This is a genomic window from Shewanella saliphila, from assembly GCF_014648295.1.
GTDB classification, from domain to species: domain Bacteria; phylum Pseudomonadota; class Gammaproteobacteria; order Enterobacterales; family Shewanellaceae; genus Shewanella; species Shewanella saliphila.
This window is the reverse complement of the sequence record NZ_BMQV01000012.1, coordinates 1-15368: the sequence shown is the minus strand read 5'-3', so window position 1 is coordinate 15368 and position 15368 is coordinate 1. Positions and strand designations below refer to the sequence as shown.

The following is a 15368-nucleotide window of genomic DNA, read 5'->3' as shown; positions in this document are numbered from 1 at the left end:
GCGAAGTTGCATTTAATTTGAGCAACATAAATGCATTATTCATTTCGGTATTTTTATTCTATTGATTTTAAACAATAAAAATATTTGGCCTGATCGTTGCTACTCATTGTGAGGTATATGCCTGGAGGGCATTAATTAATGGATTAACACGCGAGGTCCTTATGAAATATTTTACACGTCATATCGTTATGCCTATTCATCTTAATAGTAGTCAAACTCTATGTTGCGGGCAGTTATTAAGCTGGGTAAATGAAGAAGCGACTATTTTTGCCAGTTGCCAAATGCGCAGCCAGTTTCATATTGCTAAAGTGATTTCAGAAATTAACTTCATGGCGCCAGCCCATGTTGGCGATATTGTTGAATTTGGTTTTGAATTGGTCAGCTTAGGGCAGAGTTCGGTGACAGTGCGTTGTAAAATCCGCAATAAAGTGAATCACGCGCCAATCGCCTTTATCGATAAAATGGTGTTTGTGAATATCAATGAAAATGGTTTGCCTATTCCACATGGTATGCGAGCGAATGCAGCTTAAGTGGCAAAAAAGGAGCAAATAAACGGAATTGTTTGCTCCTTAAGAAATGCCTAGTCATACAACAATATCACTAGGTTAAAAAATGGGTTTATTCAACTTTAGCGATACGGTGTTGATAATCTTCAATTAAATGATTCATGATTTCATTGGGTGACGCATCTTGGCAGCATTGGTCAAGCAGGATTTTAAACGTGACTAAAGCGTGGCCATCATTTTTTAAGCGGCTGCTTTGCATTGCAAAATAAGCTTCTTCATTGTCAGCTTTTCGGACCACAAATTGATCTAGTTCAAACGATTTTGTGCCAGAAATATTATGCCATTTGGTGATACGATCTAACGCGATTTCACATGATTGATTCACTTCGATATGGTTGAGCCATGTTGCGGGTTGTTCATTTTCTTTATAGTGCGGGCATCGAACGGTGTAATTATATACATGAGTGATTGCTGTCATTATTTACCTACCTATTCGCTATCTAAGTGATTTCATCATAGTCTTTATTTTTTGTTTTGGTCAATGCTTATTTCGAGAACTTAGATCTATGCATCACTTTTTGCTGAATTATAAATAAGCTATTGTCATCATTAGATATTTGCTTTAAAAATCGACAGTTCATAACGAATAAAAATAACGCTCGCAGCAAGCTGCGAGCGTTAAAAAGTAAAGCTAAATTTAACCTTTATAATGCGTTAGTAAAAATTTGGCAGATTTCGTCATGGGTTGCTTGTTTAGGATTGGTAAAACCACAAGCATCTTTTAATGCATTATCTGCAAGCGTTGGAATATCTTCCGCTTTTACGCCGAGTTCGGTTAAGTTAGCCGGAATATTTACCGCCACCGATAAGGCTTTGATTGCCTCGATAGCAGCTTGTGCGCCTTGTTCTGCAGTCATTGAACTCACATCAACGCCCATAGCTTTAGCGACATCATTTAAACGCTCTGGTACCACTTGCGCATTGTAAGTTTGTACATGAGGTAACAGTAATGCGTTACAGACGCCATGCGGTAAATCATAAAACCCGCCCAATTGATGCGCCATAGCATGCACATAACCTAGGCTGGCATTGTTAAATGCCATACCCGCTAAAAACTGAGCGTAAGCCATGTTTTCTCTAGCGTTAATGTCATCGCCCTTATTAACTGCATTAACCAGGTTGCCTTTAATTAACTCAATTGCTTTGATAGCACAGGCATCGGTAATCGGATTAGCGGCGATAGACACATAAGCTTCAATTGCATGAGTTAATGCATCCATACCGGTTGCAGCGCTAAGTGATGCTGGTTTTTCTAGCATCAATTCTGGATCGTTTACCGATAAAATAGGTGTGGTGTTTTTGTCAACAATTGCCATTTTAATGTGTCTGGCTTCGTCGGTAATAATGCAAAAGCGCGTCATTTCGCTTGCCGTGCCTGCGGTAGTATTAATGGCCACTAATGGCATTTGTGGCTTGGTTGATACATCTACACCTTCGTAGTCTTTAATCTGACCACCATTGGTTGCTACTAATGCTATCCCTTTAGCGCAATCATGCGGCGAGCCGCCACCTAATGAAATAATAAAGTCACATTGGTTACTGGTGAGTAACTCTAACCCCGCGGTGACATTGCCGGTTGTTGGGTTTGGTTGCACACCGTCAAAAATAACCACCTCAATACCTTGAGTATTAAGCTTGTCTTGTACTCTGGCCACAAGGCCAATACTGACTAATGGTTTGTCGGTCACGATTAATGCTTTAGTAAATCCAAGCGCTTTAATGTCGTTTACTGCTTCATCAACACTGCCTTGGCCAAGAATATTGACACTTGGAATAAAGAATTTAGTCGCCATAAGTTGTACCCCTTTATATTAATTTTAAATCTTATTTGTAGTAAAAGTACCAATATGGTCCGATGTGTTTTGTGATTTAACGCAAAATATCGATCTGAAACGCATTAAATATACGTTCTTTTACTACATGGGTCATGATTTTTACTGAAGTGTGATCTAATGATATTTTTGTTTGCCGATGAAATTAACGCTTTAATGATATATTGTTACTAACATGATGATGTTGCTATCATTTATGGGGTAAATATGTGGCTTAATCGTTGGTCATCGCTGAAGATATAATCACCATATTGCGATGGTTGTTTGCGTGATAACGCACAAAAATGAGTCGTAAGGCATGAGATGATAAAAATGACACCTTGATATTTATCCTTTGCTAAATCATATGTGAAACAATTTAAGGCATGAGCATTGACTCGGACGGTAATACTTTCCGTTAAGCTATTGGCAAAGATTCATTATTTTTGATTTCTTTATCTGCTTTCATGCGGTATAAGTAATTCAGGAATCAAGACTTTGGCTTGATTCTGCTACACTAAATAAAGACTGCTAGGATGCAATTAAGCTTGAAAGGAATGCGTAAGGGAATTGTGTAGATGATCAATCTGAATATTTTTTTGTCATTTTGTGAAAATGCCGCGTTATTATTAGCGCTGGTATACTTGTATTCGCTTTTTCCCTCATATCAGCGTCAATCTCACCTCGCATTATGGCAAGTCAGTATGGGTGCCCTAATTGGCATTATTGGCGTTATCATTATGATGACTCCATTAGTGTTTGAGCAAGGTTTACTATTTGATACTCGCTCAGTATTATTGTGTTTATCGGGGTTGTTTTTTGGTTTTGTGCCGACATTAATCGCCGCAAGTTGCATGGCCTTATACCGCTATAATTTAGCGGGTACTGGGATGTTTGTTGGCATTGCGATGTTATGTTTCAGCGGTTTATTTGGCCTGGTCTGGCGTCATTTTGCTAAACGCAAACTGGACGATATTAGCTACTTGAGCTTTTATTTATCTGGGGTAGTGCTCCACTTCTTGTTGTTATTATCTCTTCTATTACTGCCCATTGAGCTTGGTATCGATGCTATTAAGGTTGTTGCCATTCCTATTTTGGTTATTTTCCCTATTTTGACCATGGTTATTGGCCGCTTATTTAGCACAGTGGTATTTCGTGAGCGCGATATGCAGGTGAGGTTACAAGAGGACTTTTTGTTTAACAGCCAATTTGATATTGGCAACATAGGTATTTCAATTACCTCTAAAGCCAAATATTGGCTCAAAGTGAACCCTTATTTGTGTGAAATGTTCGGTTATAGCGAAAGTGAATTAAAGGCGCTTACCTGGGAAGAATTAACCTACCCTGAAGATTTAAATAAAGATTTGCTGCTTTACGACAAAATGCTTAAGGGTGAATTAGACGAGTATGAGATTGATAAGCGATTTGTTGCGAAAGACGGCTCGATTGTTTACACCCATGTCACGATAGTATGTCGACGTAATGCTGACAATAATGGTTTTTTAGTGATTGCAGGCTTTTTAAATATCACTCAGCATAAATTAGCCGAAAGTGCATTATTACAGAGTAAAGAGCAGTTAGATTTGGTCCTCGACAGCAGTGAGCTTGGGGTATGGGACTGGGATGTCGCTCAACACACAATGAGCACCAATCGCTACAGTGCCGATATTTTGTGTAGTACTAGCAAAGCATTAAATGAACACCCTAAAATGTGGCTTGATGCAATTCAACCAATTGATAAAATGAAGTTTTTGCGTTCTATTTGTGATATTCGTTTAGGCCATACGATTAATCAAAGAATTGAATATCAATTGACTAATTTACAGGGCGAAACGCGCTGGATATTGCAAACGGGTAAGGTGGTTGACGTAAACGATAAAGGTCAACCATTGCGAGTATGTGGCACGGTAAGTGATATCACTGACATTAAACAGTTTGAAGAGTCATTAAGTGTGGCCGCATCCGTATATCAAAACTCCAGTGAAGCCATGAGTGTATTCACTGCTGAAGGTACTATTATTGACTCTAACCCGGCATTTTCGCTGATTACAGGTTTTAATCGAGATGAAATCCAAGGGCAAAATTTACGTATTTTTCAGTCTGAATTACAACCTCGGAAATTTTACGACCAGCTTGATAAACAACTCAATCAGTTAGGTCGTTGGCATGGTGAAGTCTGGATGCGGCGCAAAAATGGCGAAAACTACCTCATTTTATTAACCATAAATGCCATCAGTAAAACCAAAGCACATAAGGCCAGATTTGTTGCGCTGTTTTCTGACATCACAGAAAAAAAACAAACAGAAGAGTTAATATGGCGCCAAGCCAATTATGACGCATTAACGGGATTACCTAATCGTAGAATGTTAATGGAGTTTCTCAGTAAAGAAGTGCTGCATGGCGATAGGCAACATAACCATTTTGCGTTGATGTTTTTAGACTTAGATTATTTTAAAGAAATAAACGATACGCTGGGTCATGATATGGGCGATGTCTTGTTGTTAGAAACCGCAGAGCGTTTAAAAAGTTGTGTGCGCGAATCAGATGTTGTGGCACGTTTAGGCGGCGACGAATTTACGATTGTGTTAACCAATTTAGATGACAACCATGGCGTTGAGCGTGTTGCAGGGCAAATTCTTAAACGTTTAGCCGAACCTTATGCATTGGGTGAGCAAACGGCCTACATTAGCGGCAGTATCGGGATAACCTTATTCCCTGATGATGCAACGACTACCGAAGCACTGCTTAAAAACGCAGATCAAGCGATGTATTCTGCTAAAACCCATGGTCGAAATCGATTTAACTATTTCACGCCCGCCATGCAAAGTGATGCTCAAAAGCGCATGGAGCTGGTACAAGAGTTAAAAAATGCCATTATTCAGCAGCAATTCGAACTGTATTATCAACCGATTGTGAATTTGACCAACGAAAAAGTGATAAAAGCAGAAGCCCTTATACGCTGGAAGCATCCAACAATGGGATTTATACCGCCCGCTGATTTTATTCCTATTGCAGAAGAAACCGGAATGATTATTGAGATTGGTCATTGGGTATTTAACCAAGCAGTTAAGCAATCTGCACGATGGACAGAAATGTTTAATGCCGATATTCAAATCAGCATTAATAAATCACCTGTACAATTTAAAGATGAAACCATCGATGTGCAGGATTGGCTGTCACAAATCACTGAGCACCATGTCAATCCAAGTCGCATCTGTATTGAAATTACCGAAGATTTACTCCTCGATAAAGAGCAAAATGTAGAGGCTAAGTTGATGGCATATCGCGACGCAGGGCTTGAAGTGTCATTAGACGATTTTGGTACTGGTTACTCATCGCTTTCTTATTTACGCAAATTTAATATTGATTATCTTAAGATAGATAAATCTTTTGTGAACAGCTTAATGCCAGACAGTAATGATTTAAGCTTATGTGAAGCGATAATTGTGATGGCGCATAAATTAGGTATGAAAGTCATTGCTGAAGGCATTGAAACAGAGCAGCAGCGAGCATTACTTGAGTTTGCCGGTTGTGACTATGGCCAAGGGTATTGGTTTTCGCATGCTTTATGTCATGAAGAGTTTGAGCAAAAATATTTGCAACAACGCGCTGAGCCCATTCAGATAAACCAATTTACTGGCCGGTAAGATTATCCATTTCAGTTAATTCTGCTTTGAACATACTCATCTGCATACCTTAATTGAAAATAGTTAATACGCTCGGAGATTAGTATACAATAGCGGACTATTTCATTGTCTGTTGAGTTTGTTATGTCTTTTACTTCGCTAGGGTTATCGCCATTGTTATTTGATGCGATTAATCAATCAGGTTATCACACCGCCACCCCTGTTCAACAAGCGGTTATCCCACTAGCGCTCAATGGGCAAGATGTGTTGGCCAGTGCCGAAACCGGTACCGGTAAAACGGCGGCATTTGCGTTGCCATTGTTACATCATTTGTTGCAACAACCGATAGAAGCGTTGAGCCCAGCAGCAAGATTGCGGGTGTTAATCATGACTCCCACCCGTGAGTTGGCTATTCAAATTGAACAAAACCTCGTTAAGTACGGCCAATTCACTGAACTTTCAAGTTTGGCAGTGTATGGCGGCGCAAGCATTAATCCTCAACGTAAAGCATTAGAGCAGGGCGTTGATGTGTTAGTTGCTACGCCAGGTCGTTTGTTTGACATTATCGGTCAACATGAATTGGATTTATCTTCAGTGACCCACCTGGTCATTGACGAAGCCGATCGCATGCTCGATTTAGGTTTTGTTAAAGACATTGAAAAAGTGAAGCGTTTAATCGCTAAACAACATCATACAATGATGTTTTCTGCGACCTTCTCTGACGATGTGAAAAGCTTGGCAGCTAACATGCTTCACCAACCTGAATATGTCCATGTTGAAACCCAAACCACAGCGGCTAATGTAAGCCAGCAAGTGTATAAAGTGGATGCGCGTCGTAAAGCCGAATTATTGTCAGAGTTGATTGGTAAACACAATTGGCAGCAAGTCATGGTGTTTACCAGCCGTAAAGAAACGGCAGAACATTTATACCGCGAATTGTCATTAGACGGCATTAAGTCGGCAGTTTTTCATGGCGATAAAAGCCAAGGAGCCCGCAACCGCGCCTTAGAAGAATTTAAAGCAGGGCAGTTACGGGTATTAATAGCGACTGACTTAGCGGCAAGAGGCTTAGACATTCAAGCCTTACCGCGAGTGATTAATTTTGAGTTGCCTGAAGAGTGTGAAGATTACGTACACCGTGTTGGCCGTACCGGTCGAGCAGGACTCGCGGGTGAGGCTATATCGTTAGTGAGTCCGCAAGAGCTTGAGTTATTAGCTGAAATTGAGCAGCTTATAGGGCAAACATTAACTACGCTTACTCCAAAAGGGTATGAAGAAGGTGCACCGTTACCCGCCAGGTATCGTGATGTGAGCCCTGAAAAACCGAAAAAAGTGTTTAAGCATAAGCGGGGTAAACCGTTACAAGGAGAGGCCAAACCCACTCGCAAAGGTAAATACGCGAAAACGAAGAAATGATCACTAAACCAATAAAAACCAATATTATTACTGGCTTTTTGGGTGTGGGCAAAACCACACTCATTAAGCAGTTATTGGCCAATAAACCCGCTCATGAAAAGTGGGCGGTACTGGTCAATGAGTTTGGCGAGATAGGCATAGATGGCGGTTTGCTGCATACGCAAGCAACGGCAGGTATAACCATTAAAGAAGTGCCTGGCGGCTGTTTATGCTGCGCAGCAGGCGTGCCAACACAAGTGGCTATTACGCAACTGATCCAGCAAGCAAAACCAGATAGATTATTGATTGAACCTACAGGGTTGGGTCATCCAGCGGAGATCGTTAAGCTTTTACAAGCAGAACATTTCCAACACGTTATTAAGGTGCAAACGAGTTTATGTCTCGTTGATGCTCGCAAAGTCAGTGATGAGCGCTATAACTGCCACGATATTTTTATTCAGCAATTACAGGTAGCTGATATTGTGATGGCCAATAAAGCCCAACATTATACTGAGCAAGATAAGCAGGCCTTGACTGGCTTTATGGCACAGCTTAATCGCGCCGATACGCCGGTAATGTACAATAACAGCCAGCTTATTCAGCCTGAGCAATTGCACCGCATTTTCACGCAACTGGATGCATCAACCACTCAACGTAACAAACAACCATCGCCAACCTTCAAACCTAAAAGCATGCTTAGTCCTGGTGCAGAGCAATGGTTTTTGCCCAGTGCGCCATCAACCCATACCGACGATGAGCTTCAACAACAACTTGCGCAGCAGGGTTATGTTTTCAAAACTAACCAAGGCGAAGGTTGTGTCAGTTATGGTTGGATTATTGATAGTCAGCGTTGTTTTAGCTTTGAATCGTTTATGCAGTGGCTTGAGTCGGTCAAAGGGTTAAATGTACTGAGATTAAAAGCCATTGTCATTACGCTTGATGGCATATTAACCGCCAATATGGTTGATGGTCATTTGAGCCTAGATGAACATGATGATGCGCTTGATTCGCGCATTGAAATCATTAGTGACAAGCAACTCGATGCTGATGGTTTACAGCAACAGCTTTTAGATTGTATTGAGGTGATGTAGCACTAAACGCTTAACATTGAATGTTAAAGTAAACACCCACATCCTGATATAAAAATGGGCATTGATACAATATCAATGCCCATTATGTTTTATGCCTTTAAGCAGGCGCAAATAACCTTACGAACCTTAGCGAGTACACTCTTCTAATAGGTACGCTAAGTGACGGTACGAAATACCACTATGTTGGGTTAAGCCCACTTCACACATTCTGTTTGCGTAGTAACCTTCTTTGGTTTCTGCTGGAATGAGTTTTTTGATATTACGTAATGCACTGGCGTTAATTTCAGGCTTATACAAGCCTTTTTCACCGGCATAACCACAACAAGTAATCCCTGCAGGCAATACCACATGGTTGGCACATGCATCAGCAATGGCCTGTTGTTTTGGCTCTAGCTTCATCTTACGGGCACTACAGCCTTGGTGTAAGGTGACGTTAGATTTTTTGGTAATCGTCATGTTAGGCAGTAAGTTATCGTGCATAAACTCGACTAGGTCGGTAATCGCCACTTTAGGGTTGCCTGTTAATGTACGGTAAGTACAAGACAAGGCATCAACCACGACAGGCACTTTACCATTGTCAGACATCTTACTTAGCGCCTCAATGAGCTCATCACGCTTGGCGTCGGCATTTTTAAAGTCGCCTTTTGATTCCCACATTTGGCCACAGCATAAATGACGCGTATTGTCTGGAATAATCACGTTATAGCCAGCACGCTCTAACAAGGTAATAACCACTTCTGGCAGGGTACGGTTGTCAGGATCTTTTGGTGTAGGACCAAAGGTTCTGCCACCACAAGCTGGGAAGTACAATACAGTTTGTTGGTTAGGCTTATGCGCCGATGGTTTGGCGACTTTACCGCCTTTAGGGAAGTCAGGGTTCCAGTAAGGCACTTCTTTGGTGATCATTCGGCCAGCATTCATGAGTGAGTTGGTGATGGTGTCACCGGTTACTTTATGAAGAATGCCTAAAATATCAAAACCAGTACTGATGACTTGGTTAACCGCGCCAAAATGCTTGGCCTGGAAGTCGAGTACTTTTTGTTCTGTGGTGGTGATGTATGGCGTACGTAATTTACGCACTAACTGACCCATGCTGTTATCAACAGGGCAGGCAATAGTACATAGCTGACATGCAGCACAGGTATCGACAACATCGTATTTTGCACTGGCACGCATTTCAGCCGCGGCTTGCTTATCGCCAGATTGCTCTAAACGTTCAATTTCACGTAACACGGCAATACGTTGACGTGGCGAGAAGTTAAGCGCTGATGTTGGGCAGGTCTTTTCACAGAAACCACACTCAATACACTTGTCGACAAAATCATCAACAATTGGACATGGTTTGATATTTTTAACGTGCACTTGTGCATCATCATTTAATATCACCCCTGGGTTTAATAAACCGCTAGGGTCAAAAATCTGCTTAATTTGTTTCATTAGGGTATATGCATCGCTACCCCATTCCATTTCAACAAATGGCGCAACCGCACGGCCTGTACCATGCTCAGCTTTCATTGAGCCGTCATATTTGTCGATGACCATTTCTGCCACATCTTGCATAAAGGCATGGAAACGGTCGATATCGCCTTGCGATGCAAATGTCGGTGTAATGATAAAGTGGAAGTTACCCGCAAGAGCATGGCCGTAAATAACCCCTTCAGGGTAGCCGTGCTTGTGGAATAATGCAGTTAAATCGGCTGCTGCATTCGCTAAATGTTCAAGTTCAAATGCCACGTCTTCAATAATCACTGACGTGCCTTTCGGGCGCGCGCCACCAATAATTGGGAACAAGCCAGAGCGCATGGCCCAGTATTGACCAAATACAGCAGGATCTTTACTGAACTCAATTGGGCGTTCTGTTTTAATGTGAGCAATTTTTTCGATAACGTCACTGGTGTAGCTATCCAGTGTTTCTGAATCGTTGGCACGAGATTCAATCAACAAAATGGCAGCGCCTTCTGGCAACTCGCTTAGCCATTCAGGCATACCTGTTTTGCCGGTTACAGACTTAATTGACGCCCAGTCGAGCAATTCTGCTGCAGCAACACTGTCACCTTTAATTAACGGGATTACACTGGCGGCATCTTCCATGTTGAAAAACACAGCCATGGCAGAGGCTTTAAATTGTGCTTCTTCGACGGTGTGATAAGTGATCTCATTAACGAAAGCTAAGGTACCTTCAGAGCCCACAATCAAATGGTTAATGATGTCGAATGGGTCCGTAAAGTCGACCAAAGAGTTGATGCTGTAACCCGTAGTATTTTTAATCGAGAACTTTTTACGAATACGTGCCGCTAACGTTGGGTTATTTTGAGTTAACTCAGCTAAGTCAGTTAATGCTGCTAATAACATGGGGTGCGATTGACTGAATGCGGCTTTTGAATGAGGACAACCCGTGTCTAATTCAGTGCCATCGACCAGCATTAACTTTGCCGACTTGATGGTTTGGTAACTGTTTTGTGCAGTACCACAGCACATGCCTGAGGCGTTGTTGGCAACCATGCCGCCAATCTGTGCCGAGGCGAGAGTGGCAGGGTCTGGGCCAATCTTTTTGTTAAATGGTTTCAATGCCGCATTAGCGTCAGAACCAATAACTGCAGCACCTAACGCGATAGATGATTTATCTTCGCTAATGTCAATGGTTCTAAAGCCATCATGGCCTAGGATTAATAAAATACCTTCGCCAATAGCTTGACCAGATAAGCTTGTACCTGCTGCACGAAATGTCACTGGCACATTATGTGCTCTAGCAACATTAAGGGTGATTTTGACTTGTTCTACGGTATCAGCGTGGACAACAATTTCTGGTACGATACGGAAGTAACTCGCATCCGTAGACCAGGCAAAGCGACGTACAGGATCATTTGAGACAGCATCGCTTCCCAATTGAGACGTTAAAATATCCATTACTACTTGATAGTTAATAGTCATAACTTGCTCTCTTAACACTCTAATATTTAGCAGGCTATGTTTGCCAGCTATCGTTAATCTCAATAATAAATAGAAGCTGCAATAAACTTTTTCTGATTATCGCAGCTTCAAATGCTTTGAGTTGTCATACTCTACAGCAATTAGCTTGGATTAAAATCCGCCCCAAATTACTGCGATAGTGCCTGCTACCATGGCATAACCAAGGGCGATAGGCATTGTTTTACGAATAATTTCAGATTCACGTCCAGCCATACCTACAACAGTTGCAGCGGCTACTACATTCATCACACACATCATGTTACCAGCGTTAGCGCCAATACCTTGAAGTGCTAATGCTAAGGCATGGTTCATGCCGATATTGTCGGCTACAGAATACTGTAAACCAGAGAACATCATGTTTGAGAAGGTGGCAGAACCAGACAAGAATGCACCGAAAATCCCCACAACCGGTGATACCCATGCCCAAACCGCTCCCATGCTGTTAGCCAATAAGTCAGCTAGCGCAACTGGCATAGACGCAAGTCCAGCACCATTTTCGCCAGAGTTTAGGAAGATTTTAACCATTGGTACTGACGCACCTAATGAGATAATCGTCGGTAACATCGACTTGCACGATACAGTGAAAGACTGCTGCATTGCTTTTGGTTTCATTTTAAATAATACAAAACCGAATAAACAGACTGCTACAAAGAAGATGCCGGGTGCATAAAAGGTGGCAAAGCCCGCTTTTAATTCGGTACCGAGTAATCCAGTCCAGCTAACGTTGAAACTAGTTAACCAGCTCTTGAAAGGACCAATAACACGCGACAGAACTAATAGCGCTGCCATAATGATATAGGGAGACCAAGCTGCAATTTGAGAAAATTTAACAGGGGTTTGATCAACTGCTAACTCTTCTTCAGATTTGTTGTCATTTTCGCTAAAGTCGCACCAAGGTTGTGAAGGCAGTAACCAGCCTTTCTTAGCCACAGGAATGACTAACGCCATACCAACAAGCGCACCAATAACAGATGGGAACTCAGGACCAGCAAAGAAGTTAATTAACCATGCTGGAATCGTAAATGCCAAACCTGCAAAAATGGCAAACTTCCAAATTTGTAGGCCCTCTTTAATTGATTTGTTACGACCAAAGAAACCCGTCAATACACAAACCATGACGAGTGGAATGAGCGTACCGGTAATTAAGTCGATGGTGATCATGTGCTTAGCAATAAACTGCGCATAACCGACAAAGGTGCCGCCATGTTCAGCAAATTGACCCGCAGCCATGTTAACGCCACCTTCAGTTAAGCCTTGCTCCATACCAAATAATACGGGTAGACCAATCGCACCAAATGATACAGCTGTTGAGTCACCGATCAAGGCAACTACTGCAGCAGCAATAGGTGGCACGCCGAGTAACACTAACAACGGCGCCCCAATTGCCGCTGGTGTACCAAAGCCTGCAGAGCCTTCGATAAATGAGCCAAATAACCAACAAATAATGACAACTTGCACTCGCGCGTCGGCGCTAATGTTGGTAAAACCTGAGCGGATGGTGTCCATCGCGCCAGAATATTTAAGTGTATTTAACAAAAACACCGCGCCAAAAATAATGGTAAGCGGTGTTAATGCGGATAAAAGTCCTTCTACAACTGAAGCTGCGAGCAGCATAGTGTCCATTTGCCAAATAAAGACTGCAGCCAGACCTGTTGCAATCGCTGATATTGGCATAGCTTTGGATGCCGGTAAGCGCATGAGTACTAAAAATATCATTACGCTTATAATGGGCGTTAAGCTTGCTAGTAACTGTAAAAATGTCATGTATACCTCTGTATCACTAATAGTGGGTATTAAATTGTTATTATTTGTTAGCTTTTCGCTAACTAGGGCGTAATAGACGTTATTTAAGTGTTAAAAGTGTTGATCGAGATCATCGAATACACCGGAAACATCGCTCGCGAGTAGAAGTGAGATCTACCTCTAATAGCTGTATTTTTAATGTTTGTTTTAGATCACATTTTTATGTTTTGAAATAGACACAAAAATAAAGCCACTCGATTTAACGAGTGGCTTACGATAACGTTATTTAGCGCTTGTTAATGTGAAGAGTTTCACGCGAGAGAAATACAAGGTGTGAGCTCTGTCAAAGGTTAGAAAAGTTTACTGCCCCAACCTAATTTATTTCGCAGAACATGGAAATAGTTGTGCCCTTTAGGATGTATTAATCGCAAGCGTTCATTAGAGCGACGAATAAAAATTTCATCACCCGGTAAGACGGCTAAATGCACATGACCATCGCAACTCACTTCAAGATTTTCATCATTGTTAGGCGATACGACTAATTTAATATTACTGCAGGCATCGACCACAATCGGTCGGCATGACAGCGTATGCGGAAACATAGGTACTAAAATAAGTGCTTGTAAATTTGGTGTTAAAATTGATCCTCCTGCCGATAAAGAATAGGCAGTCGATCCGGTAGGGGTTGAAACAATCATGCCGTCAGCTCGTTGGCTGTACATAAATTGTTCATCGATATACACCTCAAATTGGATCATGTGCGCAATTTTACCCGGGTGCAAAACCGCCTCATTAACAGCAGTGTTGCTGGAGGTGATTTTACCATGACGATGAACTTCCGCTTCGAGTAAGAAACGATGTTCAGTTTCAAACTCACCGTCTAAGACTTTAGACAATGCATCTTCAAAGTTGTCGGGAGGTAGGTCGGTTAAAAAGCCAAGATTACCTCGGTTTACGCCTATAACGGCCACATCAAAACGCGCCAGTACACGTGCTGCACCCAGCATATTCCCGTCGCCACCCACAACGATGGCAAGGTCACAATGCTCGCCCATTTCGGGCAAGTCCATCGAACAGATATCGTTACCAAGCTCAGCAGATACACGCTCCTCTACAATCACATTAAAGCCCTGAACACTGAGCCAGTGATGCAAACGTCTCAGGGTTTGGTTGGTCCCTTGGTGATGTGGTTTGCCGATAAGTCCGATTGTGTTGAACAATTTAGTCATATTCGTGTTTGTTCTGCCTTTAGGCCTTGAAACATAAGAATTGATCCCCATAATATACTCAAACTTACTAAAAGTGTGATAATTGCTGTCAATTAATCAGCAGTTGGCCACTTTATTTTTGTATTAATATATCCAATATTGCATTTTTTAGCTGGAGTGAAAATGAGCAACGAATCGAACAACGCACCGCAAGATCAAGTGGAAGAAGTGGTAACACCTGAAGTCGTGGCTGATGAAGCGAGTTTGATGGATGAATTGACCCAAGCCAATTTTCGCATTGAAGAATTAGAGCAGCAATTAGCTGAGAGCCAGGCTGCACTTGAAGAGCGTAAAGATGTTGAAATGCGCGCTGCAGCAGAAACGCAAAATATCCGTACTCGTGCAGCAAAAGATGTTGAACAAGCGCGTAAATTTGCGTTAGAAAAGTTCACCAATGAATTATTGCCAGTCATTGACAATATGGAGCGTGCGCTACAGGGAACAGATCCTGAAGACGAAGCGACTAAAGCCATTTATGAAGGCGTTGAGTTAACCATGAAAGGGTTCTTAACATCGGTTGAAAAGTTTGGTGTCACCCAAGTTAACCCACTAGGCGATGCATTTAACCCTGACCATCACCAAGCTATTGGTATGCAACCAAGTGCTGAGTATCCTGCTAACACGGTTATGATGGTGATGCAAAAAGGTTACTTGCTTAACGACCGTTTGTTACGCCCAGCCATGGTAATGGTATCTCAAGGCGGTAATAGCGTAGATGTTGAAGCATAAATTCAACTAAATAACAGATACAAAAAGGGACTGAATTTTCAGTCCCTTTTTTGTTTGCCCAGCGAAGCTGGCAAACCCGTCAGGTTGAAAGAAACCTGAATCACCCCGACTGAGGGGAAGATAATCCGAATGGCAAGGGCGTTGCTGGCCAACGGCAGGGTCTGAAGGA

At 42.0% G+C, this 15368-nt stretch carries 10 protein-coding genes; 5 read left to right on the top strand and 5 right to left on the bottom strand.

What is annotated here, in order from left to right; all coding sequences use genetic code 11:
• The first annotated feature begins 161 nt into the window (after positions 1-161).
• A complete protein-coding gene (locus IEY48_RS07835; RefSeq protein WP_188918998.1) occupies positions 162-530 on the top strand; it encodes an acyl-CoA thioesterase in 369 nt (122 codons plus the stop codon).
• Positions 531-618: 88 nt separating this feature from the next.
• On the opposite strand, the gene IEY48_RS07830 is transcribed toward IEY48_RS07835, so the two are convergent.
• Positions 619-984: a cytoplasmic protein gene (locus IEY48_RS07830; protein ID WP_188918996.1), complete on the bottom strand. Its 366-nt coding sequence runs from the start codon at positions 982-984 to the stop codon at positions 619-621.
• A gap of 226 nt (positions 985-1210) precedes the next feature.
• Complete coding sequence (gene yiaY / locus IEY48_RS07825; protein WP_188918994.1) at positions 1211-2359, bottom strand: L-threonine dehydrogenase; 1149 nt, start codon at positions 2357-2359, stop codon at positions 1211-1213.
• Positions 2360-2958: 599 nt separating this feature from the next.
• On the opposite strand from yiaY, the gene IEY48_RS07820 reads away from it, so the two are divergent.
• The 3 genes from IEY48_RS07820 (at position 2959) to IEY48_RS07810 (ending at position 8489) form a co-directional block, all read left to right on the top strand.
• Positions 2959-6024, top strand: a complete 3066-nt coding sequence (locus tag IEY48_RS07820) for an EAL domain-containing protein (protein ID WP_373293715.1) — start codon at positions 2959-2961, stop codon at positions 6022-6024.
• Between the two features lie 123 nt (positions 6025-6147).
• Entirely contained in the window at positions 6148-7419 is a 1272-nt protein-coding gene (locus tag IEY48_RS07815; protein ID WP_188918990.1) for a DEAD/DEAH box helicase, read from the top strand.
• Positions 7416-8489: a CobW family GTP-binding protein gene (locus IEY48_RS07810; RefSeq protein WP_188918988.1), complete on the top strand. Its 1074-nt coding sequence runs from the start codon at positions 7416-7418 to the stop codon at positions 8487-8489. Before IEY48_RS07815 ends, IEY48_RS07810 begins: the two co-directional genes overlap by 4 nt.
• A 126-nt stretch (positions 8490-8615) precedes the next feature.
• On the opposite strand, the gene IEY48_RS07805 is transcribed toward IEY48_RS07810, so the two are convergent.
• The 3 genes from IEY48_RS07805 to nadK form a co-directional block, all read right to left on the bottom strand.
• On the bottom strand, positions 8616-11420 hold the full coding sequence (locus IEY48_RS07805; protein WP_188918986.1) for an FAD-binding and (Fe-S)-binding domain-containing protein: 2805 nt from the start codon (positions 11418-11420) through the stop codon (positions 8616-8618).
• A gap of 150 nt (positions 11421-11570) precedes the next feature.
• Positions 11571-13223 (bottom strand): L-lactate permease, encoded by a 1653-nt coding sequence (locus IEY48_RS07800; protein WP_188918984.1) that lies wholly within the window; start codon positions 13221-13223, stop codon positions 11571-11573.
• 329 nt (positions 13224-13552) lie between these two features.
• Positions 13553-14431, bottom strand: coding sequence for an NAD(+) kinase (gene nadK, locus IEY48_RS07795; RefSeq protein WP_188918982.1), 879 nt, complete (start codon positions 14429-14431; stop codon positions 13553-13555).
• Positions 14432-14593: 162 nt separating this feature from the next.
• Here nadK and grpE point away from each other — a divergent pair, with 162 nt between their 5' ends.
• Positions 14594-15199, top strand: a complete 606-nt coding sequence (gene grpE / locus IEY48_RS07790; RefSeq protein ID WP_188918980.1) for a nucleotide exchange factor GrpE — start codon at positions 14594-14596, stop codon at positions 15197-15199.
• Positions 15200-15368: the final 169 nt, after the last annotated feature.

Bases quoted from the DNA above. Each gene is read 5' to 3' on its own strand.
- IEY48_RS07835 (WP_188918998.1), top strand. From the start codon at position 162: ATGAAATATTTTACACGTCATATCGTTATGCCTATTCATCTTAATAGT.
- IEY48_RS07830 (WP_188918996.1), bottom strand. From the start codon at position 984: ATGACAGCAATCACTCATGTATATAATTACACCGTTCGATGCCCGCAC.
- yiaY (WP_188918994.1), bottom strand. From the start codon at position 2,359: ATGGCGACTAAATTCTTTATTCCAAGTGTCAATATTCTTGGCCAAGGC.
- IEY48_RS07815 (WP_188918990.1), top strand. From the start codon at position 6,148: ATGTCTTTTACTTCGCTAGGGTTATCGCCATTGTTATTTGATGCGATT.
- IEY48_RS07810 (WP_188918988.1), top strand. From the start codon at position 7,416: ATGATCACTAAACCAATAAAAACCAATATTATTACTGGCTTTTTGGGT.
- IEY48_RS07805 (WP_188918986.1), bottom strand. From the start codon at position 11,420: ATGACTATTAACTATCAAGTAGTAATGGATATTTTAACGTCTCAATTG.
- IEY48_RS07800 (WP_188918984.1), bottom strand. From the start codon at position 13,223: ATGACATTTTTACAGTTACTAGCAAGCTTAACGCCCATTATAAGCGTA.
- nadK (WP_188918982.1), bottom strand. From the start codon at position 14,431: ATGACTAAATTGTTCAACACAATCGGACTTATCGGCAAACCACATCAC.
- grpE (WP_188918980.1), top strand. From the start codon at position 14,594: ATGAGCAACGAATCGAACAACGCACCGCAAGATCAAGTGGAAGAAGTG.